Source organism: Rothia sp. HC945 (assembly GCF_051370785.1).
Taxonomy (GTDB): domain Bacteria; phylum Actinomycetota; class Actinomycetes; order Actinomycetales; family Micrococcaceae; genus Rothia.
This window is the reverse complement of the sequence record NZ_JBFCSN010000001.1, coordinates 183,494-209,303: the sequence shown is the minus strand read 5'-3', so window position 1 is coordinate 209,303 and position 25,810 is coordinate 183,494. Positions and strand designations below refer to the sequence as shown.

At 64.7% G+C, this 25,810-nt stretch carries 23 protein-coding genes and 1 tRNA gene; 4 read left to right on the top strand and 20 right to left on the bottom strand.

The genetic code is table 11. The features are described 5' to 3' along the window. Positions 1-2: 2 nt before the first annotated feature. Positions 3-308, bottom strand: coding sequence for an ASCH domain-containing protein (locus AB0Y14_RS00900; RefSeq protein WP_436587420.1), 306 nt, complete (start codon positions 306-308; stop codon positions 3-5). Positions 309-398: 90 nt separating this feature from the next. On the opposite strand from AB0Y14_RS00900, the gene AB0Y14_RS00895 reads away from it, so the two are divergent. Then, positions 399-1,376, top strand: coding sequence for a glycosyltransferase family 2 protein (locus tag AB0Y14_RS00895; RefSeq protein ID WP_436587419.1), 978 nt, complete (start codon positions 399-401; stop codon positions 1,374-1,376). A 149-nt stretch (positions 1,377-1,525) separates the two neighbouring features. Here the strand turns inward: AB0Y14_RS00895 and AB0Y14_RS00890 are convergent, their stop codons facing one another. Continuing rightward, positions 1,526-2,062: a flavodoxin domain-containing protein gene (locus tag AB0Y14_RS00890; RefSeq protein ID WP_436587418.1), complete on the bottom strand. Its 537-nt coding sequence runs from the start codon at positions 2,060-2,062 to the stop codon at positions 1,526-1,528. A gap of 379 nt (positions 2,063-2,441) precedes the next feature. Between AB0Y14_RS00890 and pyk the strand changes: the two genes are divergently transcribed. Both pyk and AB0Y14_RS00880 read left to right on the top strand, forming a co-directional pair. Then, entirely contained in the window at positions 2,442-3,911 is a 1,470-nt protein-coding gene (pyk, locus tag AB0Y14_RS00885; protein ID WP_436587417.1) for a pyruvate kinase, read from the top strand. A 159-nt stretch (positions 3,912-4,070) separates the two neighbouring features. Next, a tRNA-Leu gene (locus tag AB0Y14_RS00880) sits at positions 4,071-4,155 on the top strand. A 287-nt stretch (positions 4,156-4,442) separates the two neighbouring features. On the opposite strand, the gene AB0Y14_RS00875 is transcribed toward AB0Y14_RS00880, so the two are convergent. The 10 genes from AB0Y14_RS00875 to hisI all read right to left on the bottom strand — a co-directional run bounded on the left by AB0Y14_RS00875 (position 4,443) and on the right by hisI (position 18,000). Further along, the gene (locus AB0Y14_RS00875) at positions 4,443-5,903 is read right to left on the bottom strand and encodes a glutamate synthase subunit beta (protein WP_436587416.1); all 1,461 of its coding nucleotides are present in this window, start codon (positions 5,901-5,903) and stop codon (positions 4,443-4,445) included. Beyond that, positions 5,896-10,557, bottom strand: coding sequence for a glutamate synthase large subunit (gene gltB / locus AB0Y14_RS00870; protein WP_436587415.1), 4,662 nt, complete (start codon positions 10,555-10,557; stop codon positions 5,896-5,898). Before gltB ends, AB0Y14_RS00875 begins: the two co-directional genes overlap by 8 nt. A gap of 419 nt (positions 10,558-10,976) precedes the next feature. Continuing rightward, positions 10,977-11,813, bottom strand: a complete 837-nt coding sequence (gene lgt / locus AB0Y14_RS00865) for a prolipoprotein diacylglyceryl transferase (protein ID WP_436587414.1) — start codon at positions 11,811-11,813, stop codon at positions 10,977-10,979. Positions 11,814-11,827: 14 nt separating this feature from the next. Further along, entirely contained in the window at positions 11,828-12,685 is an 858-nt protein-coding gene (gene trpA / locus AB0Y14_RS00860; protein ID WP_436587413.1) for a tryptophan synthase subunit alpha, read from the bottom strand. After that, entirely contained in the window at positions 12,682-14,067 is a 1,386-nt protein-coding gene (gene trpB, locus AB0Y14_RS00855; protein ID WP_436587412.1) for a tryptophan synthase subunit beta, read from the bottom strand. Before trpB ends, trpA begins: the two co-directional genes overlap by 4 nt. Then, positions 14,057-14,896 (bottom strand): indole-3-glycerol phosphate synthase TrpC, encoded by an 840-nt coding sequence (trpC, locus tag AB0Y14_RS00850; protein ID WP_436587411.1) that lies wholly within the window; start codon positions 14,894-14,896, stop codon positions 14,057-14,059. Before trpC ends, trpB begins: the two co-directional genes overlap by 11 nt. 115 nt (positions 14,897-15,011) lie before the next feature. Further along, complete coding sequence (locus AB0Y14_RS00845; RefSeq protein ID WP_436587410.1) at positions 15,012-15,260, bottom strand: HGxxPAAW family protein; 249 nt, start codon at positions 15,258-15,260, stop codon at positions 15,012-15,014. 98 nt (positions 15,261-15,358) lie between these two features. Continuing rightward, the gene (locus AB0Y14_RS00840; protein WP_436587409.1) at positions 15,359-16,000 is read right to left on the bottom strand and encodes a Trp biosynthesis-associated membrane protein; all 642 of its coding nucleotides are present in this window, start codon (positions 15,998-16,000) and stop codon (positions 15,359-15,361) included. 2 nt (positions 16,001-16,002) lie between these two features. Then, positions 16,003-17,583: an anthranilate synthase component I gene (locus tag AB0Y14_RS00835; RefSeq protein ID WP_436587408.1), complete on the bottom strand. Its 1,581-nt coding sequence runs from the start codon at positions 17,581-17,583 to the stop codon at positions 16,003-16,005. Between the two features lie 30 nt (positions 17,584-17,613). After that, a complete protein-coding gene (gene hisI / locus AB0Y14_RS00830; protein WP_436587407.1) occupies positions 17,614-18,000 on the bottom strand; it encodes a phosphoribosyl-AMP cyclohydrolase in 387 nt (128 codons plus the stop codon). A 673-nt stretch (positions 18,001-18,673) separates the two neighbouring features. Here hisI and AB0Y14_RS00825 point away from each other — a divergent pair. Beyond that, a complete protein-coding gene (locus AB0Y14_RS00825) occupies positions 18,674-19,354 on the top strand; it encodes a hypothetical protein (RefSeq protein WP_436587406.1) in 681 nt (226 codons plus the stop codon). A 97-nt stretch (positions 19,355-19,451) separates the two neighbouring features. On the opposite strand, the gene hisF is transcribed toward AB0Y14_RS00825, so the two are convergent. Genes hisF through pnuC form a run of 8 tightly spaced genes read right to left on the bottom strand, consistent with a single transcriptional unit; the run spans position 19,452 to position 25,729 of the window. Beyond that, positions 19,452-20,216, bottom strand: coding sequence for an imidazole glycerol phosphate synthase subunit HisF (gene hisF, locus AB0Y14_RS00820; RefSeq protein WP_436587405.1), 765 nt, complete (start codon positions 20,214-20,216; stop codon positions 19,452-19,454). Positions 20,217-20,247: 31 nt separating this feature from the next. Beyond that, complete coding sequence (gene hisG / locus AB0Y14_RS00815; protein WP_436587404.1) at positions 20,248-21,093, bottom strand: ATP phosphoribosyltransferase; 846 nt, start codon at positions 21,091-21,093, stop codon at positions 20,248-20,250. Positions 21,094-21,146: 53 nt separating this feature from the next. Further along, the gene (locus AB0Y14_RS00810) at positions 21,147-21,410 is read right to left on the bottom strand and encodes a phosphoribosyl-ATP diphosphatase (protein ID WP_436587403.1); all 264 of its coding nucleotides are present in this window, start codon (positions 21,408-21,410) and stop codon (positions 21,147-21,149) included. After that, on the bottom strand, positions 21,407-21,910 hold the full coding sequence (gene ribH / locus AB0Y14_RS00805) for a 6,7-dimethyl-8-ribityllumazine synthase (protein ID WP_436587402.1): 504 nt from the start codon (positions 21,908-21,910) through the stop codon (positions 21,407-21,409). Before ribH ends, AB0Y14_RS00810 begins: the two co-directional genes overlap by 4 nt. A gap of 9 nt (positions 21,911-21,919) precedes the next feature. After that, positions 21,920-22,648 carry a GTP cyclohydrolase II gene (locus AB0Y14_RS00800; RefSeq protein ID WP_436587401.1) on the bottom strand — a complete coding sequence of 243 codons (729 nt, stop codon included), beginning with the start codon at positions 22,646-22,648 and terminating at the stop codon, positions 21,920-21,922. After that, the gene (locus AB0Y14_RS00795; protein ID WP_436587400.1) at positions 22,645-23,940 is read right to left on the bottom strand and encodes a riboflavin synthase; all 1,296 of its coding nucleotides are present in this window, start codon (positions 23,938-23,940) and stop codon (positions 22,645-22,647) included. Before AB0Y14_RS00795 ends, AB0Y14_RS00800 begins: the two co-directional genes overlap by 4 nt. Before the next feature lie 5 nt (positions 23,941-23,945). Further along, the gene (gene ribD / locus AB0Y14_RS00790; RefSeq protein ID WP_436587399.1) at positions 23,946-25,025 is read right to left on the bottom strand and encodes a bifunctional diaminohydroxyphosphoribosylaminopyrimidine deaminase/5-amino-6-(5-phosphoribosylamino)uracil reductase RibD; all 1,080 of its coding nucleotides are present in this window, start codon (positions 25,023-25,025) and stop codon (positions 23,946-23,948) included. Beyond that, positions 25,022-25,729 (bottom strand): nicotinamide riboside transporter PnuC, encoded by a 708-nt coding sequence (gene pnuC, locus AB0Y14_RS00785; RefSeq protein WP_436587398.1) that lies wholly within the window; start codon positions 25,727-25,729, stop codon positions 25,022-25,024. Before pnuC ends, ribD begins: the two co-directional genes overlap by 4 nt. Between the last annotated feature and the right edge of the window lie 81 nt (positions 25,730-25,810).

Here is a 25,810-nt window from a genome sequence, read left to right as displayed (position 1 = left end):
CGTCAGGCACGAACCTCCGGATACACCATACGGAAGCGTTCGCAGACCACCGGCATGTCCTGACGAAATCCTCGGTCATGACTGGCGAACCGTTCGAAGAAATCGCGGTGCACACCGCGCCAGAAGGCCAGCGTGCGGTCCCCCTCTCCCTCGGCGAGGGCATGATCTTCGCCGACCCGTTCGAACGGCACGACGTCGACCCGGGTGGTTCTCAGCACCGCGCGAGCTGTGCCCGAACCGTCCAGAACGGCGCAAGCTGGGGATCCCGTGGCTCCTTGGACATGCCCACAGTGTAGCCGGTCGCGCATGACCAGGGATCGGCGTCACAATCGACCGGACGTGGTCTGCGCCCACGTATAGTCGAAACACTTTCAAGTTCCACGGGAGAACCACACACCATGTCACCTCGAACGAGTGTGATCATGCCCGCCTTCAACACGGCGGACACGATCGAACGCGCCATCACAAGTGTCACGGGCCAAACTGACCCGGACTTCGAACTGCTGATCGTCAATGACGCATCACCCGATGACGTGAAATTGGTGGTCGCCGAATACCTCGGGAACCATCCGGACCCCCGAATCCGCTACCTGGAAAATCAGGAACACCTCGGTCTGGCGGAGACCCGGAACCACGGGCTCAAGGAGGCAGAGGGGCGATGGATTGCTTTCCTCGATTCCGACGACCAGTACACGCCGACGTTCCTTGAAACCATGCACAACGCGGTGACTCCGACGAGCGATGTGATGGTGTGCGCTCATAGCCTGCACCACGAATCAGGCGAAACCACGTACCGACGTCAGGGCGAACCGGGGACCTGCACCGGCCACGATGCGATGTTGCAAGCCCTCAGGGACGAAATCACTCCCTACGCCTGGGACAAGATCTATCGGGCCAACCGCATCCGCGGCGTCCGTTTTCCTCCGATCAGCAACATCAAGGACGAAGCGTTCACGGTCCAAGCGTTCAAGCGGGCACGCAGGGTCAAGATTTTGCGCGATGCCCTCTACTGGTATTCGGTCGACGAATCGCCCGTCACATGGTCCGCCTGTCCGTCCCTGGAGGACTGCTGGCGCCATGTGGAGCACCTCAAGAGTGCAACGAATGCGCACCTGGGCACCGAGGCGGAGAAGAACGCTCTCGCGGTCGCGTGGGTTCTGTGCTTCTTGAACGCTGCACAAAGCGCCCTGAGGCTACAACCGGAAAGTCTGCGGGACTACTTGAAGGGCTGCCAGGCGGCCTTGCGACTGCCTCTGGTGCTGAGGACGCTGAAGACGGCCCCGTTCTTCGGTGCCGCCGGCATGCTCTTGCGCTTGTCCCCCTCGGCCTATCGCACGCTGTACGGCACCTACCTCAAGCGGTCCCGACGGCCCTGAGCCTCCAAAGGATCCTGCACAAGGACTTCAACGGGCTGGCAACCCAGCTGGTGTATGGGCGATGTGCAACGCCTCAGGTTCTTCGAGAGGTTGATGGATCACCGAGCTTCGCCGGTATGCAGGCACCCACCCGCGGTTGCCTGACCCGGTCAGAGGGCCTTGACGGCGGAGACCAACGGAGCGATCGAGGCACGGTCGCGATAGTCCGCCGAGCCGCCATAGCACTCGATCATTTGGAGATCCGTTTCTGACTTATTGGGCTTGGACTTGAGGAAAGTGCGCACACCCATCATCGCGGTCTTGTGCGCGCGGGACAGCTGCGAATAGTCCATCCCGCCACGGAAGTGACCGGTCGGGGCGCCCTCGTGATAGGCCTCGCCCAGATTCTTCGCCAGAACCCCGTCGAGCTTTTCCCGCGGCTGTGAGACGTCCCCCGAGAAGGAGACGGTGAAGTAGGCGACCTTCTTCTCGCGCAGGTCTGCGGCCAGATCACGGATCCGGTCCGCCGCTGTCAGCTTTCCCGCGTAGTCGCTGGCTCCGATGACGACGACGTCGGCGGCGTCTATCTCAGCGGCACCGACCTGGTCTGCGGAGACGGCGCGGCCATTGGTGTCCTCGGCGATCCATTCCGCGTAAGTGCGTGTGTAGCCGTAGTTCGAACCGTAGATGACGAGGGTGCTGGTCATGGACTCTCCTGTGTCAGGCAGTAGTCCGGGACGGAGACAAGGCCTGAAGATTCCGGTGATGCATACGGAACCCGACCAGCTCCCGAGCCCGGGGATTCTCCCCCAACCCTATCGATTCGTTGGCGGCCGTTCCCGACGAGACACCGCTCGCGTGTGGGGAAATGTGGGTTTTTTGGATTCCTTTGCAGACGGCTTGGGCCGGCGGCCGCCCCGGATGTACACGGATATTTCACACACTTCCCCTTGAAAATGCGGTGTTGACGGGATCGATAGTGAGATGGATCAACCCGTCTGCCACGGCGGGCTGGCGACTGCGAGTCAGCGATACGGGTGCGCGCCTGACTGTTCATGTGGCTTTTGTCGAACTAGAGTTGAAGATATGAGACGCGCAAAAATCGTAAGTACCCTAGGACCCGCCCTTTCCAGCTACGAGAAAGTCTCGGAGGCCATCTCCGCAGGACTCAACGTCGCCCGCCTGAACATGAGCCATGGCGACCATGACGTCCACATCCAGAACTATGACAACGTGCGGCGTGCCGCCGCAGACCTCGACAAGAACGTCGCCATCCTCGCCGACATCCAGGGCCCCAAGATTCGCCTGGAGACCTTCGCCGACGGCCCGGTCGACCTCGCACCGGGCGACACCTTCAAGATCACCGTCGAAGACATTCCTGGCAACCAGGAGATCTGTGGGACCACCTACAAGGGCCTTCCTGGCGACGTCCACCCGGGCGATGCCCTCCTGATCGACGACGGCAAGGTCCGCCTCGAAGCGACCCACGTGGATGAAACCACGGTGACGACTCGCGTCGTCGTCGGCGGCACGGTATCGGACCACAAGGGAATCAACCTTCCCGGCGTGGCCGTCTCGGTGCCCGCCCTGACCGAAAAGGACGAGGGCGACCTGCGCTGGGCGCTGCGAACCGGCGTCGACATCATTGCCCTGTCCTTCGTCCGTTCGGGTGACGACATCACCCGCGTCCACGAGATCATGGACGAGGAAGACCTGCGCCTCCCGGTGATCGCCAAGATCGAGAAGCCGCAAGCAGTGGAGAACCTGCAGGACATCGTGGACAAGTTCGACGGCATCATGGTGGCCCGTGGCGACCTGGGTGTTGAATACCCGCTCGAGGACGTTCCGCTGGTGCAGAAGCGCGCAATCACGCTCGCACGCCGGTGGGCGAAGCCGGTCATCGTGGCGACCCAGGTCCTTGAGTCGATGATCAACAACCCCATGCCGACGCGCGCCGAGGCTTCGGACTGCGCCAACGCGATTCTCGACGGTGCCGACGCCGTGATGCTTTCGGGCGAGACCTCGGTCGGCAAGTACCCGATCATCACGATCCAGACCATGGCACGCATTGTGGAGTCCACCGAGCAGCACGGCATGGACCGCATGCCGGAGCTGGGATCGAGCCCGCGGACCCGTGGAGGGGCCGTCACGCTGGCAGCGGTGAACATTGCCGACCAGCTGAACGTCAACTACATCTGCACCTTCACCCAGTCGGGCGACTCGGCGCGCCGTCTGTGCCGCCTCCGCCCGACCAAGCCGGTCCTGGCCTTCACACCGGAGCCCAAGGTCAAGGCGTTCATGGCCCTGTTCTGGGGTGTCGACGCCGCGTTGCAGGAGGAGCACTCGGACACCGACAGCATGACGGAGGCCGTGGACCGCTACCTGCTCAAGCACAACCTGGTGCAGAAGGACGAACTGTTGGTCCTGACCGCTGGTTCGCCCCTCGGCGTGGCCGGATCCACCAACATGGTCAAGGTGCACAGGGTCGGCGACTTGGACGACCACGGCGCCCGGACTCCGGAGAGCCGCGAGAAGCTGGGGCCGTACCAGCACTAGGACCACCTCGCACAACCTGACCGCGCGTTGGCGGGACGGGGCTCACGCCCCGCCCCGCCGTCTCATGGACACCCGGCTCCATGAGGGATTTCGTGTTGTGTGAGCGATTGTGTAAAGTAATCGTGGTTCGGACGTGGCCCGAGGGTCACTATCCAACTTGCCCAAGTGGCGGAATTGGCAGACGCGCCGCACTCAAAATGCGGTTCTTCACGGAGTGTGGGTTCGAGTCCCACCTTGGGCACCAGCCAATAAAACAGCGGGCCTTATGTACTACTTAAAGTGGTACACAAGGCCCGCATTTTTCATTCGTACGGTAGTGCGTACGGCACCCCCACCGACGCGGTTGTCCACAGATCGACGACTCGGAGGTCGGGGCCGGTGAAGGGTCCTCAGCACAAACAGAAAAGACCCCCACCCACCCGACGGTGAGTGGGGGTCCTGTCAGACTGCGTTGGAGTCCTCGAGGCGCGCAGGCTGGGTTCGCCGGGTTCTCCGCGGAGTCCGTCCCCGAGCCGACGCCCGAGCCGCCCTCTACAGAAGGTCGATCGGTCGATCCGAGGGCGCGACGGGCTCAGGGAGCAGCGTGCTGCCGACCAGGTGGCGTTCGACGGCGGCCGCGCAGGCACGCCCCTCAGCGATGGCCCACACGACCAGCGACTGTCCACGGCCGGCGTCGCCGCAGGAGAAGATGCCCGGAACGTTGGTCATGTAGTCCTCTCCCCGGGAGACATTGGAGCGCCGGTCCAACTCGGCACCGGCCTGCTCCGCGATGGCCTCGGAATCCTGTCCCGTGAAGCCCAGGGCCAGGAACACCAGGTCCGCCGGGATGATTCTCTCGGAGCCTTCCTTCGGGCCTCGGGTCCCGTCCTCGCGATATTCCGTCTCGGCGATCTTGATGCCCGTGACCTGACCGTTCTCCCCCACGAACTCCACGGTCGAGGCGAGGTAATTGCGTTCCCCGCCTTCTTCGTGCGCACTCGCGACCTCGAAGAGATGAGGGAACATCGGCCACGGCTCGTGCTCGGCGCGGTCCTCGGGCGGCCTCTTGCCGATCGCAAGAGTCGTGACCGATGCCGCCTTCTGGCGGTTCGCGGTTCCGATGCAGTCGGCACCCGTATCGCCGCCACCGAGAATCACCACGTGCTTGCCCTCGGCATTGATCTGTTCGGGAACCTCGTCGCCGGCTCCGACACGGTTGGATTGCACCAGGTACTCCATGGCGAAATGGACCCCTGACAGGTCGCGCCCCGGGATCGGCAGATCACGCGGTTTGGTCGCACCCGTCGCAACCACCACGGCGTCGTACCTCCGACGCAACTGGTCCCACGGGATGTCCTTGCCGATCTCCACCCCGGCGCGGAACCTCGTGCCTTCGGCGCGCATGACGTCGAGGCGACGGTCGAGAACGGACTTCTCCATCTTGAAGTCCGGGATCCCGTACCTGAGCAGGCCTCCGATGCGGTCATCGCGCTCGTACACCGCGACCGTGTAACCCGCTTGCGTCAATTGCTGGGCGGCGGCAAGCCCCGCCGGCCCAGAGCCGACCACGGCCACCGTCTTGTCCACCAGGCGTTCCGGCAAGTGAGGCTCGATCAGGCCCTCGTCGAAGGCCTTCTCGCCGATCGTGTATTCGATCTGCTTGATCGTGACCGCAGGCTGGTTGATCCCCAGCACGCACGAGGACTCGCACGGTGCGGGGCACACACGGCCCGTGAACTCCGGAAAATTGTTGGTCGCGTGCATTCTCTGCACGGCCTCGTCCGTTCTTCCCTGCCACATCAAGTCGTTCCACTCGGGAATCAGATTCCCCAGGGGACAGCCCTGGTGGCAGAAGGGGACGCCGCAGTCCATGCAACGGGACGCCTGCTGCTTGAGTGTCGCCGAGTCCTGCTCGACCTGGACTTCCTTCCAGTCCAGGATTCGCACCGGGACCGGCCGCTTGGGCCGGTCAGCGCGATGTTCGTACGTCAGAAAGCCACGGGGATCAGCCACGCGCGGTCACCTCCAAAATCTCCTGCCACACCGGATCGCTGTCCGGATCATTTCCTTCGGCCTCGGCCCGGGTCCGAATTCCTTGGACTGCCGCGAAATCGCGGGGAAGAACCCGGGTCAGCCGCGCCATGGACCCAGCAGGATCTGCCAGCATCGTCTGGGCAACCGTGGAACCGGTTTCCGCGAAGTGCTTCTCCAACAAGCTCCTCACGAGTTTTTCGTCGTCCTCGTCCAGACCGGAGAACGTCAGCTCACCCGATTCACGCGCGGCCTTGTTCACGTCGGCCAGGTCCAGATCCAGGACGTAGGCCACGCCACCGGACATCCCGGCGCCGAAGTTGCGACCGGTCTGACCGATGATGAGCGCAACACCGCCCGTCATGTACTCGCACCCGTGGTCGCCAATGCCTTCGACCACGGCGGTGGCACCTGAATTGCGCACGAGGAATCGCTCCCCCACCTGTCCCCTCAGGAACAGTTCGCCACTGGTTGCCCCGTACCCGATCACGTTTCCCGCGATCACGTTGTCCTGGGCCTCGAACAGGGCGTCGGCCTCGGGTCGGATGATAATGCGTCCGCCGGAGAGCCCCTTGCCCGTGTAGTCGTTCGAGTCACCCGTGAGCCTCAACGTGATTCCCTGGGGCAGGAATGCGCCCAGGGACTGCCCTGCCTGACCGTGGAGATTGACCGTGATCGTGTCATGGTCCAGGAACTCCGCTCCGAAGGTCTTGGTCACCCGGTGGCCGAGCATCGTTCCGACCGCTCGATCCGTGTTGATGATGGGGTGATCCATCGAGACCGGTGTGCGGTGCGTCAAGGCCGGCTTGGACAGCCGAATCAGCTCGTTGTCCATGTGCTTATCGAGCTCGTGATCCTGCGGCCGAGTGTTCCTGGTCCCCTGGTTGCCGTATTCGTCGGCGGTGGACCGGAGAATATGGCGCAGGTCGAGCCCCTCGGCCTTCCAATGTGCGACCGCCTTGCGGGTATCCAGCACCTCGGCGTGGCCAATGGCCTCGTCCAGGCTCCGGAAACCCAGCTCGGCCAGGTATTCACGAACCTCTTCCGCAATGAATTCGAAGAAGTTGACCACGTGGTCGGCCTTGCCGGTGAACCGCTCGCGCAGCTTCGGATTCTGGGTCGCGACACCGACCGGGCACGTATCCAGGTGGCACTTGCGCATCATGATGCACCCTTCGACCACCAGGGGCGCCGTTGCGAAACCGTACTCCTCCGCGCCGAGCAGTGCGGCCACGACGACGTCGCGTCCCGTCTTCATCTGCCCGTCCGCCTGCACGACGACGCGGTCGCGAAGCCCATTGAGCAGTAGGGTCTGCTGGGTCTCGGCGAGGCCGAGCTCCCAGGGCGCACCCGCATGCTTGAGGGAATTCATGGGCGCGGCGCCGGTCCCGCCGTCGTGCCCCGACACGAGGACGACGTCGGCCTTCGCCTTCGTCACACCGCTCGCGACCGTGCCGATCCCGATTTCGGAAACCAGCTTCACGTGCACCCGGGCCTCAGGGTTCGCCCGTTTGAGATCGTAGATCAGCTGCGCAAGGTCCTCGATCGAGTAGATGTCGTGGTGAGGAGGCGGCGAGATCAGGGAGACCCCAGGAGTCGCGTGACGCGTGCGAGCGACCCAAGGGTAGACCTTGGCGGACATGAGCTGGCCGCCCTCGCCCGGCTTGGCCCCCTGCGCCATCTTGATCTGAATATCCGTGGCATTGGTCAGGTACAGGCTGGTCACGCCGAACCTGCCCGAGGCCACTTGCTTGATGGCCGAACGCCGCTCGGGGTCGAGAAGGCGTTCCAGATCCTCGCCGCCCTCACCCGTGTTGGACTTGGCGCCCAATCGGTTCATCGCGATCGCGAGCGTCTCGTGCGCCTCCTGCGAGATCGAGCCGTAGGACATCGCGCCGGTCGAAAACCTCTTGACGATCGAACTCACCGACTCGACCTCCTCGAGGGGCACCGACTGTCGCCGGGGCGCGAAATCGAGGAGACCACGGAGGGTCATGAGGTCCTTGGACTGGTCGTCCACGAGCTTCGTGTAGGACTTGAAGATGTCGTATCTGCGGGTCTTGGTCGAGTGCTGGAGCCGGAAGATCGTGTGCGGGTTGAACAGGTGCGGGGCACCGTCCCTGCGCCAGTCGTATTCGCCCCCGGATTCCAGGTCACGATACGGAACCTTGACCCCGTCCTGCGGGTACGCGCGATCATGCCGCGCTTTGACCTCGTCCGAAATCACGCTCAGGCCGACGCCGCCCATCTGCGAGTGCGTGCCCGTGAAGTATTCGTCCACGAATGCCTGGGACAGGCCGAGTGCCTCAAAGGTCTGGGCCCCGCAGTAGGAGCTCACGGTCGAAATGCCCATCTTGGACATGATCTTCTGCAGCCCCTTGCCCAGGGCCTTGATCAGGTTGCGCGTCGCCTGCTCGGCCGTGACACCTTCCAGGGCACCGGTACGAACCAGTTGCTCGACCGATTCCATGGCCAAGTAGGGGTTGACCGCGGAGGCCCCGAAACCGACGAGTGCGGCGACGTGGTGGACCTCGCGGACGTCACCGGCCTCCACGACCAGACCGACCTTGGTCCGGGTGGCGGACCGCAGCAAATGGTGATGCACCGCGGCAGTCAGCAGCAGGGAGGGAATCGGAGCCCAGTTGGCGTTCGCGTTGCGATCCGAGAGAACCACGTACTCCACGCCACGGTTCACGGCGGCCGATACTTTCTCACAGATTTCGGACAGCCGAGACCGCAGGGACGCGGCACCGCCGGCCGGCTCGTAGAGGCCCCGAACCTTCAGGGCGGTGGCCATACCGTCCTCGTCCTCGATGTGCATGATCTTGTCGAGCTGGTCGTTGTCGATCACCGGGAAGTCGAGTTCGAGCTGGCGGGACGTGACAAAGCCGTTGCGCAACAGGTTGCCGTTCGGTCCGAGGGAACTGCGCAACGAGGTCACGAGTTCTTCACGGATCGAGTCCAGGGGCGGGTTCGTGACCTGCGCAAAGGACTGGATGAAGTAGTCGAACAGGAGCCGCGGCCGCTTCGCGAGCACCGCAATGGGGGTATCCGTGCCCATCGCGTAAATCGGTTCGGCGCCCTTGGCGGCCATGGGACCCAGGATCGATGTGAGCTCTTCGTGGGTGTACCCGAAGATCTGCTGGCGCACCAGGATCGACTGGGCCGGCGGATTGCGGTGCTCACGCTCCGGAAGGTCGTCGAGCGTGAAGATGTTCTGATCGGCCCATTCCTTCCACGGGTTACGGGCCGCCACCTGGTCCTTGATTTCTTGGTCGGGCACAATGCGCCCTTCCTTCGTGTCGACCAGGAACATCGTGCCCGGGGACACTCGGCCCTTGGCGACGATCTTGGTATCCCCCAGATCGACGACGCCGACCTCCGAGGCGAAGACAACCAGGCCGTCATCGGTCTGCCAGTAGCGACCGGGGCGCAATCCGTTCCGGTCGAGCACCGATCCGACCATGTCGCCGTCGGTGAAGGTGACCGCGGCCGGGCCGTCCCATGGTTCCATGAGGCTCGCGTGGTACCGGTAGAACGCGCGACGGTTCTCGTCCATCGTCTCGTGGTTCTCCCAGGCCTCCGGGATCATCATCATGATCGCCTCGGGCATCGAGCGACCCGAGAGCATCAGCAACTCGGCCACCTCGTCGAGTGACTGCGAGTCGGAAGCCCCCACCGAGCAAATCGGGAACAGCTCCTCCGGGTGCCGCCCGAGCAGCGGTGACTTCAACTGCGACTGGCGTGCCCTCATCCAGTTCCGGTTTCCCTTGACCGTATTGATTTCGCCGTTGTGGGCGATGGTCCGGAAAGGTTGCGCGAGGGGCCAGGAAGGGAACGTGTTCGTGGAGAACCTCGAGTGCACGATCGCCAGACGCGTGGAGAACAGCGGGTCGGACAGATCGGGGTAGAACGGCTCGAGCTGAGCCGTGGTGAGCATCCCCTTGTAGGTGATGGTCCGGGTCGAAAAGGACGGGAAGTAGATGCCGAGCTTGTGCTGGGACCGCTTCCGGATGCGGAATGCCTTCTGGTCCAACTGACGACGTTCTTGGTCAGGGTCCAGATCGACCACGGGAATGTGCCCGGTGAAAGCTTCTTCGGTGACCTCGTTGACCGCCTCCGAGACGAACATCTGCACGAAGTACGGCATGACCGCCCGGGCAGAGGCGCCGACCACGGTTTCATCGACCGGGACCTCGCGCCATCCGAGAACCTGAAGACCTTCGGCCTCGGCCATCTCGGTCAGGGAATCCTGAAGTTCCTCCGCGTTCTCGCCGTGCGTGGGCAGGTATGCCGTGCCGACCGCGTATTTGCCGGGTTCCGGCAGGGAGAACTCCACGCTCTTCCGGAAGAATTCGTCGGGCACCTGGGTCAGGAGGCCCGCACCATCGCCCGTGCCCTCGTCGGCACCTACCGCCCCGCGGTGTTCGAGCGAGCGAAGAGCCGTCAGCGCCTTGTCCACGACGTCGTGCGTCGCCTCGCCGGTCAAGTTCGCGATCATGGCCAGACCGCAGGCATCTTTCTCGAAATCCGGGTCGTAGAGACCGTCCTTCTCGGGGATGTCCGCGAATGCGGTGAACGGTGAGCGCACCTCACCTGGTTCCGTGGTGGAACGGGGCGTTTCGAAGCCAGTCACAGTGAAGCCTCTCTTCCTCGTGTGAGTCCGTGAGCTCGGTTTCGAGTGATGCCCTGACCAAGCTCCTGGGCCCGCGCAACGGACTGCGCGAAACCACGTTCGGCGGCCAGACGAAAAGTCCCCCGGGACAGGTGGCCGGGCATTTGGATAAAGCTCCGGCACCGTACGGGAAGAAATGGGCGCTCATCGTGTCCGCAACGAGCGCTTCACCCGGGCAGTGCCCTGCGATTCGACGGTGGCCGCTTCATTGCAGCAATCACGAGACAAAGTGTCGGCGTACCTAGGTGTTGACGCCGAATCGATGGTGGCTCCCCTCATATGATGCGTGAGCGGAGAGCACGACTTGCCTATGTGTTGTGGAGCAAAACTACCACGGACCGTGGTGTGCGGCGTCATACGCATCCACAGTCCCGGTTGTGTTACGCGGTGAGCTCTCCGTGATCCTGAGGTTCACGCGGCCGACGGCGCGAGACGACAGCGAGCATCACCAGGGCCAACAGGACCAGTATTCCCGAGGTCCAGACGTGGATGCGCAGACCCAGGATGACGTCGGATTCGTCGATGCGGAGGAACAACTCGATCAGGAAACGGCCGATTCCGTAGTACATGACGTACGTCCAGAAGACCTGACCGCTCTTCACCAGGATCCGGCGCGAGAGCCACAGCAGAAGCAGGCCGCCCAGCACGTCCCAGAGGGATTCGTACAGGAAGGTGGGATGGAACAGCGTGCCTGGCGGATACTGGGTCGGGAAGTTGTGCGACATGGGGTCGATCTCGAGCCCCCAGGGGAGGCTCGTGGGTTTCCCGAACAATTCCTGGTTGAACCAGTTGCCCCAGCGCCCGATGCCCTGGGCGATGATGATCCCCGGCGCCGCGGCGTCGGCGAATTTCACCAGAGAAAGGCCCATTTTCCGACACGCAATCCACGCGCCGAGACCGCCCAGGGTTACGGCACCCATGATGCCGATACCGCCCTCCCAGATCTTGAGGGCGTCCACGGGATTCCTGCCGGGCCCGAAGTAGTCTCCCGGAGCGGTCACGAAGACGTGGTACATTCTGGCCCCCACGAGCCCGAAAGGGATCGCCCAGAGGGCGATGTCCCAAATCCTCTCCGGGTCCTCGCCCTTGGCTCGCCAACGTCTGGAGGTCAACCAGATGCAGATGACGATCCCGAGCAGGATGCACAGGGCGTACGCATGAATGGTCAGTGGCCCCAGGCGGAACGCCGACCAGGTCGGAGAGGGAATGGCTGCCATGGGGATCAACGGGTTCACGCCGACTGTTCGGGACGACCGGCCAATTCGCGCGCGAGACGTCCAACAGCCTCCGGTCCGCCTTCGCCCAACGCTTTGACCAGGGCGGTTCCCACGATGACGCCGTCGGCGTATGCGCCGATCTCGTCCACGTGCTCGCGACGCGAGACGCCGAGGCCCACGCACACGTTCTCCGCACCGGCGGTCCGTATGTCCGTGACCAGGCGCTCGGCGACGTCGGAGACCGACGACCTCGCACCCGTCACGCCCATCACGGACACCGCGTACACGAACCCGCTCGAGGCGTGGGCGATCATGTCGAGGCGTTCGACCGATGAGGAAGGAGCTGCGAGGAAGATACGGTCCAGCCCATGCGCCCGGCTCGCCTCGAACCACTCGCCCGCCTCGTCAGGGACGAGATCGGGTGTGATGATACCGGCCCCGCCGGCTTCGGCGAGCTGACGGGCGAATTCGTCCACTCCCTTGCGCAGCACGGGATTCCAGTAGGTCATCACGACGACAACCGCGTCCGTCTGTTTGGTGATCTCGCGGGCGGCGCGGAAGACGTCGTCGACCTTGAAACCGTTGCGCAACGCGACCGTGGTGGCGTCCTGGATCACGGGTCCGTCCATCACGGGGTCCGAATACGGAATGCCCAGCTCGATGATATCGGCCCCGTTCCGCCCCAGCTCGATGCCGGCGCGGATGGACTCGTCCACGGTCGGGTAGCCCACGGGCAGGTAACCAATCAGCGCGGGTCGCCCCTGTTCGCGGCAGGCCCGGATCCGGGCAGAAACCTTCGAATCGGGGTTCGGCTCCGGAAAACGTTTTGTGGTGGCGCTGTAGCGGCCGGCGTCCTGAGGCGGTGTCGTCATTTCTGCTCCTCCGAATCGACGGTGCTGGTCCCCGATGCTTGTGCGTCCGCGCTCCCGGATTCCTGGCTGCGCAGGTTGGCTGCGTTGACCTCGGAACTCGGGATTGCCTTGCCCAGGCCGAACCACTCGACGGCCGTGCTCATGTCCTTGTCCCCTCGTCCGGAGAGGCACACCGCAATGATCTTGTGCCGTGCCGTCTCCGGGTCCTCGGCCTTCCACTGCTCTGCCAGGCGCAACGCACCGGCCAGGGCGTGTGCCGATTCGATGGCGGGGATGATGCCCTCGGATTCGCACAGGGCGCGGAGGGCGTCCATGGCCTCGGTATCGGTTACAGCCTGATAGGACACTCGCCCGATGTCGGACAGGTATGCATGTTCGGGACCCACGCCCGGGTAGTCGAGTCCGGCCGAAATCGAATGCGACTCGATGGTCTGGCCGTCGTCGTCCTGCATCAGGTAAGTGCGTGCCCCGTGGAGCACTCCGGGCCTGCCGAGATTGATCGTGGCCGCGTGGCGGTCGGTGTCGATTCCCTCGCCACCGGGCTCCAAGCCATAGAGCTCGACCGACTCGTCATCCAGGAATGCGTGGAACATGCCGATCGCGTTGGATCCACCGCCTACGCAGGCCGCGACCGCATCCGGCAACCGCCCGGTCCTGTCCAGGAGTTGCTGACGCGCCTCGGTACCGATCGCATCGTGGAAGTACCGGACCATGGCCGGGAAGGGGTGTGCTCCCGCGGCCGTGCCGAGAAGGTAGTGGGTGTCCTCGACGTTGGCGACCCAGTCCCGCAGCGCCTCGTTGATCGCGTCCTTGAGGGTGCGCGATCCGTTCTGCACCGCGATGACCTTCGCGCCCAGCAACTGCATCCGGGCCACGTTGAGCGCCTGCCGGTTGGTGTCCACCTCGCCCATGTAGACCACGCAGTCCATGCCGAAGTACGCCGCGGCAGTGGCTGTTGCCACGCCGTGTTGGCCCGCCCCGGTTTCGGCGATCAACCGTGTCTTGCCCATTTTCTTGGCCAACAGTGCTTGGCCCAGAACGTTGTTGATCTTGTGGGATCCGGTGTGGTTCAGGTCCTCGCGCTTGAGGAAGATACGAACGCCGGCTTTCTCACTCAGCCGTTCTGCCTCGGTGAGCAGCGACGGCCGATTGGAGTATTCGCGGGACAGCCGCTGGAATTCCTCCAGGAACTCCGGGTCCGCCTTGGCCTTTTCGAAGGTGTCCTCGAGCTCGTCCATGGCCCGGATCAACGATTCGGGCATCCACTGTCCGCCGAAGTCCCCGAAGTACGGACCGGTCGCGTTTTTCAGTGAACCGTGCGGGGCGCCCAGAAAGGGCTCCGCGAGTTCGGTGTCCTGCTGCGGCGTCGAATTATCGGCCATCTCGTGCACCCTTCTCTTCCCAGTACGCCGCGCGTGCCTTGCGGCCTTGGTTCTTGAATTCGCCCACGGCGTCGCGCGGATCGGAGTGCCTGACCAGCGCCTCACCCACGAGGACCACTTCGGCTCCCTGGCGTCCGTAGTCGCCGACGTCGCTCGGCCCGGTCACGCCGGACTCCGCGACGATCACGGGCCCATCCGGAAGGTGGGATGCGAGGGACGCGAAGTGGGATGTGTCGGTTTCGAGCGTTTTGAGGTTGCGGACGTTCACACCCACGATGTTGGCACCGGCGTCGACGGCACGCTCGATCTCGTCGGCCGTGTGGGCCTCGACGATCGCGTTCATCCCGAGGCGATGGGTCAGTTCGAGATATTCGTGAAGTTCCTGGTCGCTCAGGGCCGCAACGATCAGCAGCACCAGGTCCGCGCCGTGAGCCCGGGCCTCCCAGATCATGTACGGATCGATCGTGAAATCCTTGCGCAGGATCGGGATCGAGACTTCCGACCTCACGGCGTCGAGGTCTTCGAGCGATCCCTTGAAGCGGCGGGACTCCGTGAGCACGGAAATCGCGGCTGCTCCCCCGGCCTCGTATTCGTGAGCCAGCGTCGCCGGCTCGGGGATGTCGTTCAGATCCCCTGCGGACGGGCTCGCTCGTTTGACCTCCGCGATGATCTCCACGGTTTCCCGGTCCGGACCGCGCAGGGCCGAAACGGCGTCTCGGGCCGGTGAGACCGACGAGACGCGGTCCTTGAGCTCGTCGAGGCTCACGGCGCGACGCCGCTCCTCGAGGTCCTCGCGGACTCCGGCAATGATGTCGTCCAAAACTGTCATGAAAGCGGTGATCTCCGGTCTACTGCTCTTCGTGGCCCGGGGCCACTCTGGTCATAGAGAACAGCGCCCCGCTGACGACCGTGCCGATCAGGGAGCGCTGCCAGAAGCCCAATGCTCAACTGTGGGACTTCGTGCGGGATCCGAGTTTGCCGAACCCGAGGGCCTTGAGGATTCCTCCGGCCACGCACCCGCCGACGATGATCGCCAATCCGACGATCAGCCACGGGATATTGCCCAGGCAGAACGCCACGCATCCCACAATCGAACCCAACATGACCAACATGACGAGAGTCCATGCGGAGACGGTATTGCCGTGGCCTTCCACGGCGACCGGCGTGAGTTCGAGTTGTTGTTCAGAGCTCACTGGCCCTCCTTCGATGAAGCGATCAGCGCGATTTCCAGCGCGCACTACCGTGACATTCTATGCCATCGATGACGACGGCGAGTGATGTTTCGCGTTCGCTAACGAGTGGGGTCTTCCCCTTCCGTGAGTGAATCCCAGGTGTCGATGTCATCGGCGTGAGGGTTGTCACCTTTTTGCGCCGAATGTTGCGACTCGCGTTCGTAACGCCTCGAAGTGGTCTTCCACTGGCGGCTCGACCACCACAACCACAGGGCCACCACGATCGTGGCCAGTCCCAGGACGAAGGTCAGCCACGGCCACACGGTCACGACGTAACTTCCTCCCGGCCCGTTGGTCCCGGTGGCCTCGCCCACTTTGGTCATCGCCGCATCCTGCGGGTTGAGGGCCGCGGTCAGAGCAGAAATTGCGGTGCCCGCGCCGGCCAATGCGATGACCGCGCAGATCACAGCACGCAGAACCTTGCCCGCGATCCGGACGGCGACCACCCCGGCGAGCGCGACCAGGCCCAGTGCGGAAACGGCAGGCGCAGCGTCGGTCCCTTTGACGTCGACGTCGACCTGCGACATCACGCTCGAGACGTTCGCGTGGATCCACGGAAACAGGGTCGTGACGAACGCGAGGATCGGGACCAGAAGGCTCGTGAGAATGACTCGTCCGGACCCCGCCTTCTTGGTCTTGTCGTCCGTGTTTCCGTCCACCTGTGCGACGGGGGCAGATCCTTCGGCGGGATCCTCGCTCATGGTTAATCCTCCTCGGCGAGGCTCGTCAGGTACTGGGCACGGAGCACGGCTCGCAACGGGGCCGCGGCCTTGCTGACGGTCTCATCGGCTTCGGTCTCGGGGTCGGAATCTGCCACGATACCGGCTCCCGCTTGGATGTACGCCCGCCCGTTCCTGAGCAGCGCGGTGCGGATAGCGATCGCCATGTCCATGTTGCCGGCGAAGTCGAAATACCCCACCACGCCAGCGTAGACGCCGCGCCGGTGAGGCTCGTAATCGTCGAGCAGTTGCATGGCTCTCGGTTTCGGGGCCCCGGAGAGCGTGCCGGCCGGGAACGTGGCTTTCAGGACGTCGTAGGCGTTGGCGTCTTCCCGGATGCGTGCCTCGACCGTGGAGGAGATGTGCATGATGTGGCTGAATCGCTCGATGTCCATGAACTGGGTGACCTCGACCGTGCCGGGGTCCGCGATCTTGGACAGATCATTGCGGGACAGGTCCACGAGCATCAGATGCTCTGAGCGTTCTTTCTCGTCAGCCAACAGTTCCTCGGCGAGTGCGACGTCGTGCGCGTGCGTGTCGCCTCGCGGACGGGAACCGGCAATGGGATGGGTCGTGGCTCGGTCCCCGGTCACGGTCACGAGCGCTTCAGGCGAAGAGCCCACGATCGAATAGGGCTCCCCCTCCGTGTCCTCGAAGGCGTACAAATACATGTAGGGCGACGGGTTGGTCTGTCGCAGCACCCGGTACACGTCCAAAGGCAGCGCATCTGTCTCTGCTTCGAAGCGACGCGAGATGACGATCTGGAAGATGTCGCCATCGTGGATCGCGTGTTTGCCCTCGACGATCGAGTTCATGTACTGCTGGCGGGTCCAGGTCTCCGTCACGTCCCGCCCGAAAGGCCCCTCCTCCGATTCGGGTTCGGCCATGAAGGACACGGTGGTCCGGTTCAGGGGCTCGGCCAGGCGATCGATCATCGATCGGACGCGGGAGACGGCGTCGTCGTACGCCCAATCGACGCGGTCGGAGGTTCCGTCCCAGTTGATGGCGTTCGCCACCAGGGTCACGCATCCGTCTTTGTGGTCATGGATGGCCATGTCAGACACCAGGTTGAGGGCGAACTCCGGGAGGTGGACGTCGTCGGTCGGCGGGTGCGGCAGCTTTTCCCAGTGGCGCACGGTGTCCCACCCCAGGTAGCCGACCAGCCCCGAGGTCAGAGGCGGAAGGTCCTCGAAAGGTTCGGTGTGGAGCATCTCGAGAGTGTCGCGGATCGCGTCGACAGGGCTCCCCGTGGTCGGCGCTCCCTCCGGAACGGTGCCTTGCCAGAAGGGTTTGCCGTCCTTGGTGGTCAGGGTCGAGCGCGAAGAGACGCCGATGAACGAATACCTGGCCCACTGCGCCCCTGCGTTCGCGGATTCGAGGAGGAATGTACCGGGACGAACGTGGCCGTCACGTGCCACGAGCGAGCGGTAGATGCCGATGGGCGTGAGTGAATCCGCAACCACCGTAATGCTCACGGGTACCACCCTGCGCCGGGCGGCCAGGGTTCGGAATTCCTCGCGCGTGGGCCGGATCTGGCCGGAGAGGTCGTTCTGCTGAGTAGTCATGGGAATGTCCTTACAACGATGGGGCGAGGCTCAGTCTTCTTCGTGGCCGACCACGGCCTGCAGATCGCGTCCGTCGAAGCAGGTGCGCGTGCCGGTGTGGCACGCCGCACCGATCTGGTCGACCCGGACGAGCAGGGCGTCGCCGTCGCAGTCCATGGCCACGGACCGGACGTACTGGCGGTGGCCGGAGGTGTCTCCCTTGCGCCAATACTCCTGACGCGACCGTGACCAGAAGGTCACCCGTCCGCTCGTGAGGGTCCGATGGAGTGCTTCAGCATCCATCCACCCCAGCATGAGGACTTCACCCGTATCGTGCTGCTGCACGATGGCTGCGACCAGCCCCTGGGCGTCGAAAGTGAGGCGCTCCTCGATCTCTGCGGGGAGCGCGGAATCCTGGGATTGCGACTGGCTCATCATCAAGCAACAACTCTACCGCCTGATAACGGGACGTATTCCTCGAGGGGCGGAAGGTGGAATGGGCGGGGGGGGGACGGGCGGGGTGTGGATCGGGTGGCGCCTTGGGGTTCGCGGGCGGTGGATCTCTCGGTCGGTGTGTCTCGGTGGCTGCCGCCCGGCTCGAAAGAGGCGGTTACCCGATTCGGTGCCGTTTTCCCGCGTTGGGTGGGGGCTAAACCGCCACCCAACGCGGGAAAACGCCTCTCAATCCGGTAACCCCCACGCAAACATCCCGCACACCCGGCCGGGAACGTTGTTTTTCTGCCGGCAACCCCCTCGCAATCGGACAACCACCACACAACAGCATTCGGCGCTCCGCTCGATGGGCGCACTCGGCGATGGCACTCGACGGCGGCACGACGTCGCAGGGCGCAACACGACACCGCGCGACGCAACACGACGCCGTCGCCAATCCGTCGCGGTGGCAATCTCGTGCGTATGGGGGCGCCGCTCCAGCACGGTGGGACCGGTGTATGCGGTATGTGGCCGTCGAAATCCGCACGAAACTGCCACCTCGGCGGCCGGCCGCTGCCCACCACCCGCGCACCCCGCCCACGCGCCCGCCCTCAGAGATTCAGGCAAAGCCCCAGGTCGTGGCCGGTGTGGTTCATTGCGCATCGCTTAGACTGGCACCATGAGCGCTATCACAGACCTCAGGAACCAGCTCGTCTCCGTCCTGCTCAGGACCGGTCCCGGGAAGCCGACACTTTGCGAGGGGTGGAACACGGAGCACATGGTTGCGCACCTGGTTTTGCGCGAAACCCGCCCGGACATCGCGGCCGGCGTCGTGATTCCGCCGCTCGCCTCGCGCACGGATCGGAAAACCGAAGAACTCGCCGGACAGCTGACCGACGGACGCTCCTACATGGAGGCGGTCGAGAAATTCGGTTCGACCAATGCTCCGCAGCGCAGGAGCGAGACCGTGGACTACGGCATGAACTTCGCCGAATACGTGATCCACCGCGAGGACGTGTTGCGAGGCTCGTCCGATTCGACCGAGATGAACGGTGCGGAATCGCGGATCGAGGGAGAGGACGAGCGGATCTGGAAGACCATCGGCTCCCAGGGCAAGATGTTCGCGAAGGACTACCCCGACGGCCTGACCGTGATGGGGACCAACGATGACGGCGAACCCGCTTTCGGCTCGAAGACGCTGCGTGAACCGTCCGCGTCCTCGCGAATCAGTGGACTGGTCCAGAAAATCGTCAAGGCTCCGAGCACGGGTGAGCACGTCACGATCACGGGCACCCCGCTCGAGATTCTCCTGTACCTCTTCGGGCGACGTGAGGCCGCGAACGTCCAGATCAGTTACTGAGGCACGGCCCGGGCGCGCCGGACGGACACCGAGCCAGCGCACCGACCTCAGACACCGGGCCTGAGCGCGGAGCCGCACACGGGGTCAGCCCACGGGGTCAGCGCACGGGGAACCCGGCCTCGCGGATCGCGGTCTTGACGTCGCGAATTGCATGGTCGGGGCCGAAATGGAAGATCGACGCCGCAAGCACCGCGTCGGCTCCTGCCCTGACAGCTTCGGGAAAGTGAGCCGGTTCGCCCGCGCCCCCGGAGGCAATCAGCGGAATGCCGACGACGCCGCGCACCGCCCGAATCATCTCCAGGTCGAAACCGTCACGGGTTCCGTCGGCGTCGATCGAGTTGAGAAGGATCTCGCCGACGCCGCGCTCGGCCGCCTCGGATGCCCAGTCGAGCGCGTCGATCCCGGTCGAGCGGCGTCCTCCGTGGGTCGTGACCTCGAAGCCGGAGGCCGTGTTGTCCGTGCGCTTGGCGTCGACCGACAGGACGAGGACCTGGTTGCCGAACCTCTCCGTGATGTCGTTGATGACCTCGGGTCGGTTGATGGCTGCGGTGTTGATCGAGGCCTTGTCGGCTCCCGCACGCAGCAACCTGTCGACGTCCTCAGCGGTGCGCACTCCCCCACCGACGGTCAACGGGATGAAGACTTCCTCGGCGGTTCGGGCGACGATGTCGTAGGTGGTCTCTCGGTCGGAGGACGACGCCGTGACGTCGAGAAAAGTCAGTTCGTCGGCACCGACGGCGTCGTATCGTTTGGCCAGCTCCACCGGGTCGCCCGCATCGCGCAGACCCTCGAAGTTCACTCCTTTGACCACCCGCCCGGCGTCGACATCCAGGCAGGGAATCACTCGCACAGCTACGCTCATCGTGCTTTCCTTTCGAGAGGCGTCCCGCGCGTCAGATTCGGGCCGCACCGATCGGCGACACCAGGATGGCTCGCGCGCCGGCTTCGTACAGACTGTCCATCAGCTGGTTGGTCGAACGTTTCGGAACCATGGATCGCACCGCGTACCAGCCTTCGCGTTGCAGGGGCGAAACCGTCGGCGCCTCGAGGCCCGGCGTGATCGCGGTCGCCGCCTCGAGGTTCTCCTCGCTCACGTCGAAATCCATCAGTACGTACTGTCGCGCGACCAGCACCCCGCGCAGACGACGACGGAGGACCTCGAGGCTCGCACCGTCCTCGAGCCCGTGCCTCTTGATGAGCAACGCCTCCGACCGCATGATCGGGTCACCGAAGGGCTCCAACCCTGCGGCCCGCATCGTGTTGCCGGTCTCGACGACGTCGGCGATAGCGTCGGCCACTCCGAGCCGGATGGATGACTCAATGGCCCCGTCCAATCGGACCACCTCGGCGTCGATCCTCTGTTCCTTCAAGTAGTTGCGCACCAGGCTCGAGTAGCTTGTGGCCACCCGCTTGCCGTGCAACTCCTCGGGTGAGGTGAAACGCCCGATCGGGCCGGCGAAGTGGAAGGTTGAACGGGCAAAGTCCAGCCCGAGCGCCTCCTCGGCGTCGGCCTCCGAGTCCAGGAGCAGGTCTCGGCCCGTGATTCCCACATCCAGGGTTCCGTGTCCCACGTAGACCGCGATGTCACGCGGCCGGAGATAGAAGAACTCGACCTGGTTCTCCTCGTCGACGATCGCCAGTTCTCGGCTCTCGCGCCGCTGGAGGTATCCCGCTTCCGAGAGCATGGTCTGGGCGGCCTGAGAGAGTGCCCCCTTGTTGGGCACGGCAATTCGCAGCATGAAAATCCTTTGGTTCCGGGGAGGGGCCGGACAAGTCCGGGGTCAGGTCGGGTTCAGAGAAACTTGTAGACGTCTTCCGGGGTCAGACCGCGCGCGATCATCAGGACCTGAAGATGATAGAGCAACTGCGAGATCTCTTCGGAGAGCTCGTCGTCGGTCTGGTATTCGCCGGCCATCCAGACCTCAGCGGCTTCCTCGACCACCTTCTTGCCGATCCCATGGATCCCGGAATCGAGCTCGGCGACGGTCTTGGATCCCGCCGGCCGATCGGTGGCTTTGGTGGTCAGTTCAGAGAACAGGTCTTCGAAGGTTTTCACCCGCCCAGGTTACCCCGGGACCCGCCGATATGAGCGAGTGTTACCGCCGTCTGGATCGCGGCGACCGTGGCCTCGTAGCCTTTGTCCTCGCTGGATCCCTCCAAACCGGCCCGGTCTAGCGCCTGCTCGTCGTCGTCGCAGGTCAGGACGCCGAAACCGACGGGCGTACCGGTCTGGACGCTGACCTGGGTCAGCCCGGCCGTCGCCGCATCGCAGACGTAGTCGAAGTGCGGGGTTCCACCACGGACCACGACGCCGAGCGCGACGACGGCGTCGTGGGTCTCGGCCAGGTGCTTCGCGGCGACCGGGAGTTCGAAGGAGCCCGGAACGCGAACGATCGTCGCGGCGTCCTCGAGCGATGCGTCCGCGAGCGCTCTGCGCGCCCCATCGACCAGGCCGTCCATGACCTGCTCGTGCCATGATGCCGCGACAACGGCAACTTTCAGTCCGTCGGTCGGCAGCTGTCCCAGTTCGGTGCCTGGGGCTCCGAATCCACTCATGATGTCTCCTCAGTCGGTAGTTGGTCTGTTGGTGTGGGGATCCTCCGACGACGCGGGGTCCATGGGCCCTCGCGACGTCGACTCATCCTGGTCGGTCTCCACCGGCACGAGGACCAGGCGGTGATGCATCCGGTCCCTCTTGGTGGCCAGGTAGCGCGCGTTTTCTTTGCGCGGGGAAATTTCGTCCGGTTCCAAGGATCCGACGACGAGACCCAGCTCGGTCAGCGCCTCGGCCTTGACGGGATTGTTGGTGATCAGCCGCAGGGTCGTGATGCCCAGCTCGCGCAGGACGCGCGCGGACTGGCGGTAGGCGCGGTCATCGGCCTGGAAGCCGAGGGCGAGGTTGGCGTCGACCGTGTCGAGGCCGTCGTCCTGGAGTCGATAGGCCTTCAGCTTGTTGACCAACCCGATGCCCCTTCCCTCGTGCCCCTTGACGTAGATCAAGGTGCCGCCGCGCTCGGAGATCTGCTCGAGGCCCTGGTGCAATTGCGGTCCGCAGTCACATCTGAGGGAACCGAAGACGTCTCCGGTCAGGCATTCCGAGTGGATCCGAACGAGCGGCGCCGGGTTGTCGGCGTCGATCGCCTGGCCGGCGTCGTCCAGCGCGGTCGCGCTCATGATCTCGTGGCCGTCGGGAAAGGACCATGCCCTCATGCTGAAGTTGCCCTGCGGGGTGGGCACCACCACGGGCTGCGAGGAGTCGACGGGTTCGTCGGGGTCGTCGTGGGTATGGGTCATTCGGCGTCGGCGCTCTCGTCGTCGAGCTGGGCCAATCGTTCGGCGAGTGCTTCGATCGAGATCATGGGCAGGCCATGCAGGTCGGCGAAGGCTCGCAGATCGTCGAAGCGCATCAGCGTTCCGTCGTCGTGGATGATTTCCGCGATGTAGCCGACTTCCGGGAGCCCCGCGAGCCGCACGAGTTCGACCGCGGCCTCCGTGTGTCCGGCTCGTGCCCGAACACCACCCTCGACGGCACGCAACGGAAGGATGTGGCCGGGACGGGTGAGATCCGAGGCAGTCGATGATGACCCTGCCAGCACGTTCAAGGTTTTGGCGCGGTCCTGGGCGCTGATTCCGGTATCGATTCCGTGGGCGGCATCGCAGGTAATCGTGTATGCGGTTGCCTTGGGGTCCTCGTTGGTGGCGACCATGGGCGGTAGGTCCAGGGCGTCGGCTCGTTCACCCGTCATCGGTGCGCACACCACCCCGGAGGAGTACCTGACCATGAATCCCAGACGCGCGGGGTCCGCGAGCGCGGCGGCCCCAATGAGGTCTCCCTCGTTCTCGCGGTCCTCGTCGTCGACGACGACGGCGAGTCCGCCCGCGGCGATGATGCGGATGGCGTCGTCGATGGAGTCGAAGCTGCCGTCCACGTGCCCCGAGGCCTCCGGGACGGATCCGTCATTCGGCGCTCGTGTCAGGTCGAAGTCGCGGGCGCGGAGGAGGTACTTGGCCACGGCGTCGGTTTCGAGATTGACGGTGTCCCCCGGTTGTGCGGTTCCGAGCGTCGTCGCCCGGAGCGTGGTCGGTATGACGCCGATCTCGAACCAGCCGAACGGGTCGGCGGGTGCGCTGACCGCGGTGACGGTCAGCGAGATCCCGTCGACGGCGATGGACCCCTTTTCGACGATCTGGGGTGCGAGGTCTTCCGGCACGGCCACGCGAATCACGGACCACTCGGGGTGTTCCTCGACGGACAGGATGGCGCCGGTCGCATCCACGTGTCCTTGGACGATGTGACCGTCGAACCGTCCGTTGGCGGGCAGGCACCTTTCCAGGTTGACTCGGGACCCTTCGCTCAGTTCGCCCAAGTTGGTGCGGTCCAGAGTCTCCCCGATCACGTCCGCCACGAAGAGTCCGTCTCCTTCGTGCGTTCCTGTCGCGGTCAGGCAGACGCCGTTGACGGCGAGGGATCCCCCGGCGGGCAGGTCCGAGGCCAGGTCACCGGCCCGGACGCGGAGCACGGCAGAATCGGCCTGCCTGTCGATGGCTTCGACCGTTCCCAAGGATTCGATGATTCCGGTGAACATGGCTACTACTTTCTTTCGGTCGCCGGAGCAGGCTCGGCGGCGAGATGGGTGAGTGTGTCCTGGCCCAGGAGGCCGATGCCGTGGGTCGTTGCGTCTGCTTCCGCCCCGGCGGGGTCGACGTTCAGGGGCAGCGCGTCGGAGAGGGTTGTCGCATCCAGCTGCGTGATCGCGCGTCGTCCGGCACCGAGCAGTTTCGGGGCGGTGTACCAGTAGAGCTCGTCGACGAGTCCTTCGGCCAGGAAGGCCGAGACGATTCCGGGGCCGCCTTCGATCAGCACGTGCCGTGAGTTTTCCCTGGCGAGACGATCGAGGGCCTCGCGTGGTGAACGGGTCGGGAGTCGGAGGGCTTCTTCGCCGTCATCAAGAGCCGTCTCAGCAGGAAGTCGCCTCAGACCCATGACGGCCCGGCGGGGTTGTTCGGGCAGGGCCCCTCCCTCGGGTCCACGGGCCGTGAGCCGAGGATTGTCGGTGAGCGCGGTTCCCGTGCCGACCATGATCGTGTCCGCCCTGACGCGGAGCCTGTGACCGTGGGCGCGCGCTTCCGGCCCCGTGATCCACTGGCTCGTTCCGTCGTCGGCGGCGACGACGCCGTCCTGCGTCGCCGCGATCTTGGCGGTCACGAAGGGGCGGCCCTCCTCCTGGCACTTCCACCAGCGCGCGTTCATCCTGCGGGCACGGTCGGCGTGCAACCCCGACCGGACATCCGCGCCGTTGGCCGAGAGGAACCGGGCGCCACCGGCCGCGGTGTCGGTCGTGTCCGCGGTCGCGCACACCACCGAGCGGATCCCGGCCTCGAGAATCGCTTCCGAGCAGGGTCCTGTCCGGCCCGTGTGATTGCACGGTTCGAGGGTCACGTACAGCGTGGTTCCGCGAAGGTCCGTTCCGGCAGCTTGGGCCGCCGCGATGAGATCGACCTCCGCGTGAGGGGTTCCGCTTCCCATGTGTCGGCCCGTGTGCAGTATCCGTCCCGACTCGTCGGTGAGCACCGCACCGACCAGCGGATTGGCGCCTCGGGGCCCACGGAGGGCCGCGTCGAGGGCCGAGTCCATGGCGGACTCGTCACGGGCGTCGAATTCGGGCATCATTTCCGTTTCCCGTCGGTGACTTCGACCGTCGGGTCGGGGAAGCGGGTCTCGACCTGGACTCGACGTTGGCGATTTCGAGTGCGCCACCAGATGAAGAAGCCGGTCAGGGTGAAGCAGCCGTAGAAGAGGTACATGAGGCCTGAGGCGTAGTAGCCGGCCGAGAAGAGAAGGGGCACTCCCACGACGTCGACGGCGACCCAGATCAGCCAGAATTCGACCCACCCGCGGGCCATGCCCCAAGTGGCCAGGAGCGATCCCACGAAGATCCAGGCATCGGACCACACGGGCTCGTAGGATCCGAGGACCTTGAACACGGGGGTCAGAGCGGCCGTGCCGCCGAACAGGCCGATGAGGAGGACCAGCCGTTCCTTCCAGGTGGCCCAGCGCGGAGAGACCGCCGCGTCGCCACGCGAGGTGGCTGCCTTCCACTGGTACCAGCCGTACACGGAGACAATGATGAACATGACCTGCCGGCCGGCTTGGCCAAGGAGGTTCACGGGGTTGGGGGAACCGAACACGGCGCCGAGAAAGACGGTGAAGAGGAGCAGGTTGCCGACGATTCCGATCGGCCACGCCCAGACCTTGCGTCTCATCCCGCCCAGGGCGGACGCGAGTCCGAAGAAATTGCCCAGGACCTCTCGCCAGAGGATGAACCCTCCACCAATGGTCAGCTGAGCGTCGAAGAGCCACCGCAGGATACTCACTGTTCTCCTTCCGAGCTGCGGAGGCTCCGGGGAGAACACAACGTACGACATCGTCTGCGGAAGATCGGCCCCGATTCGGGC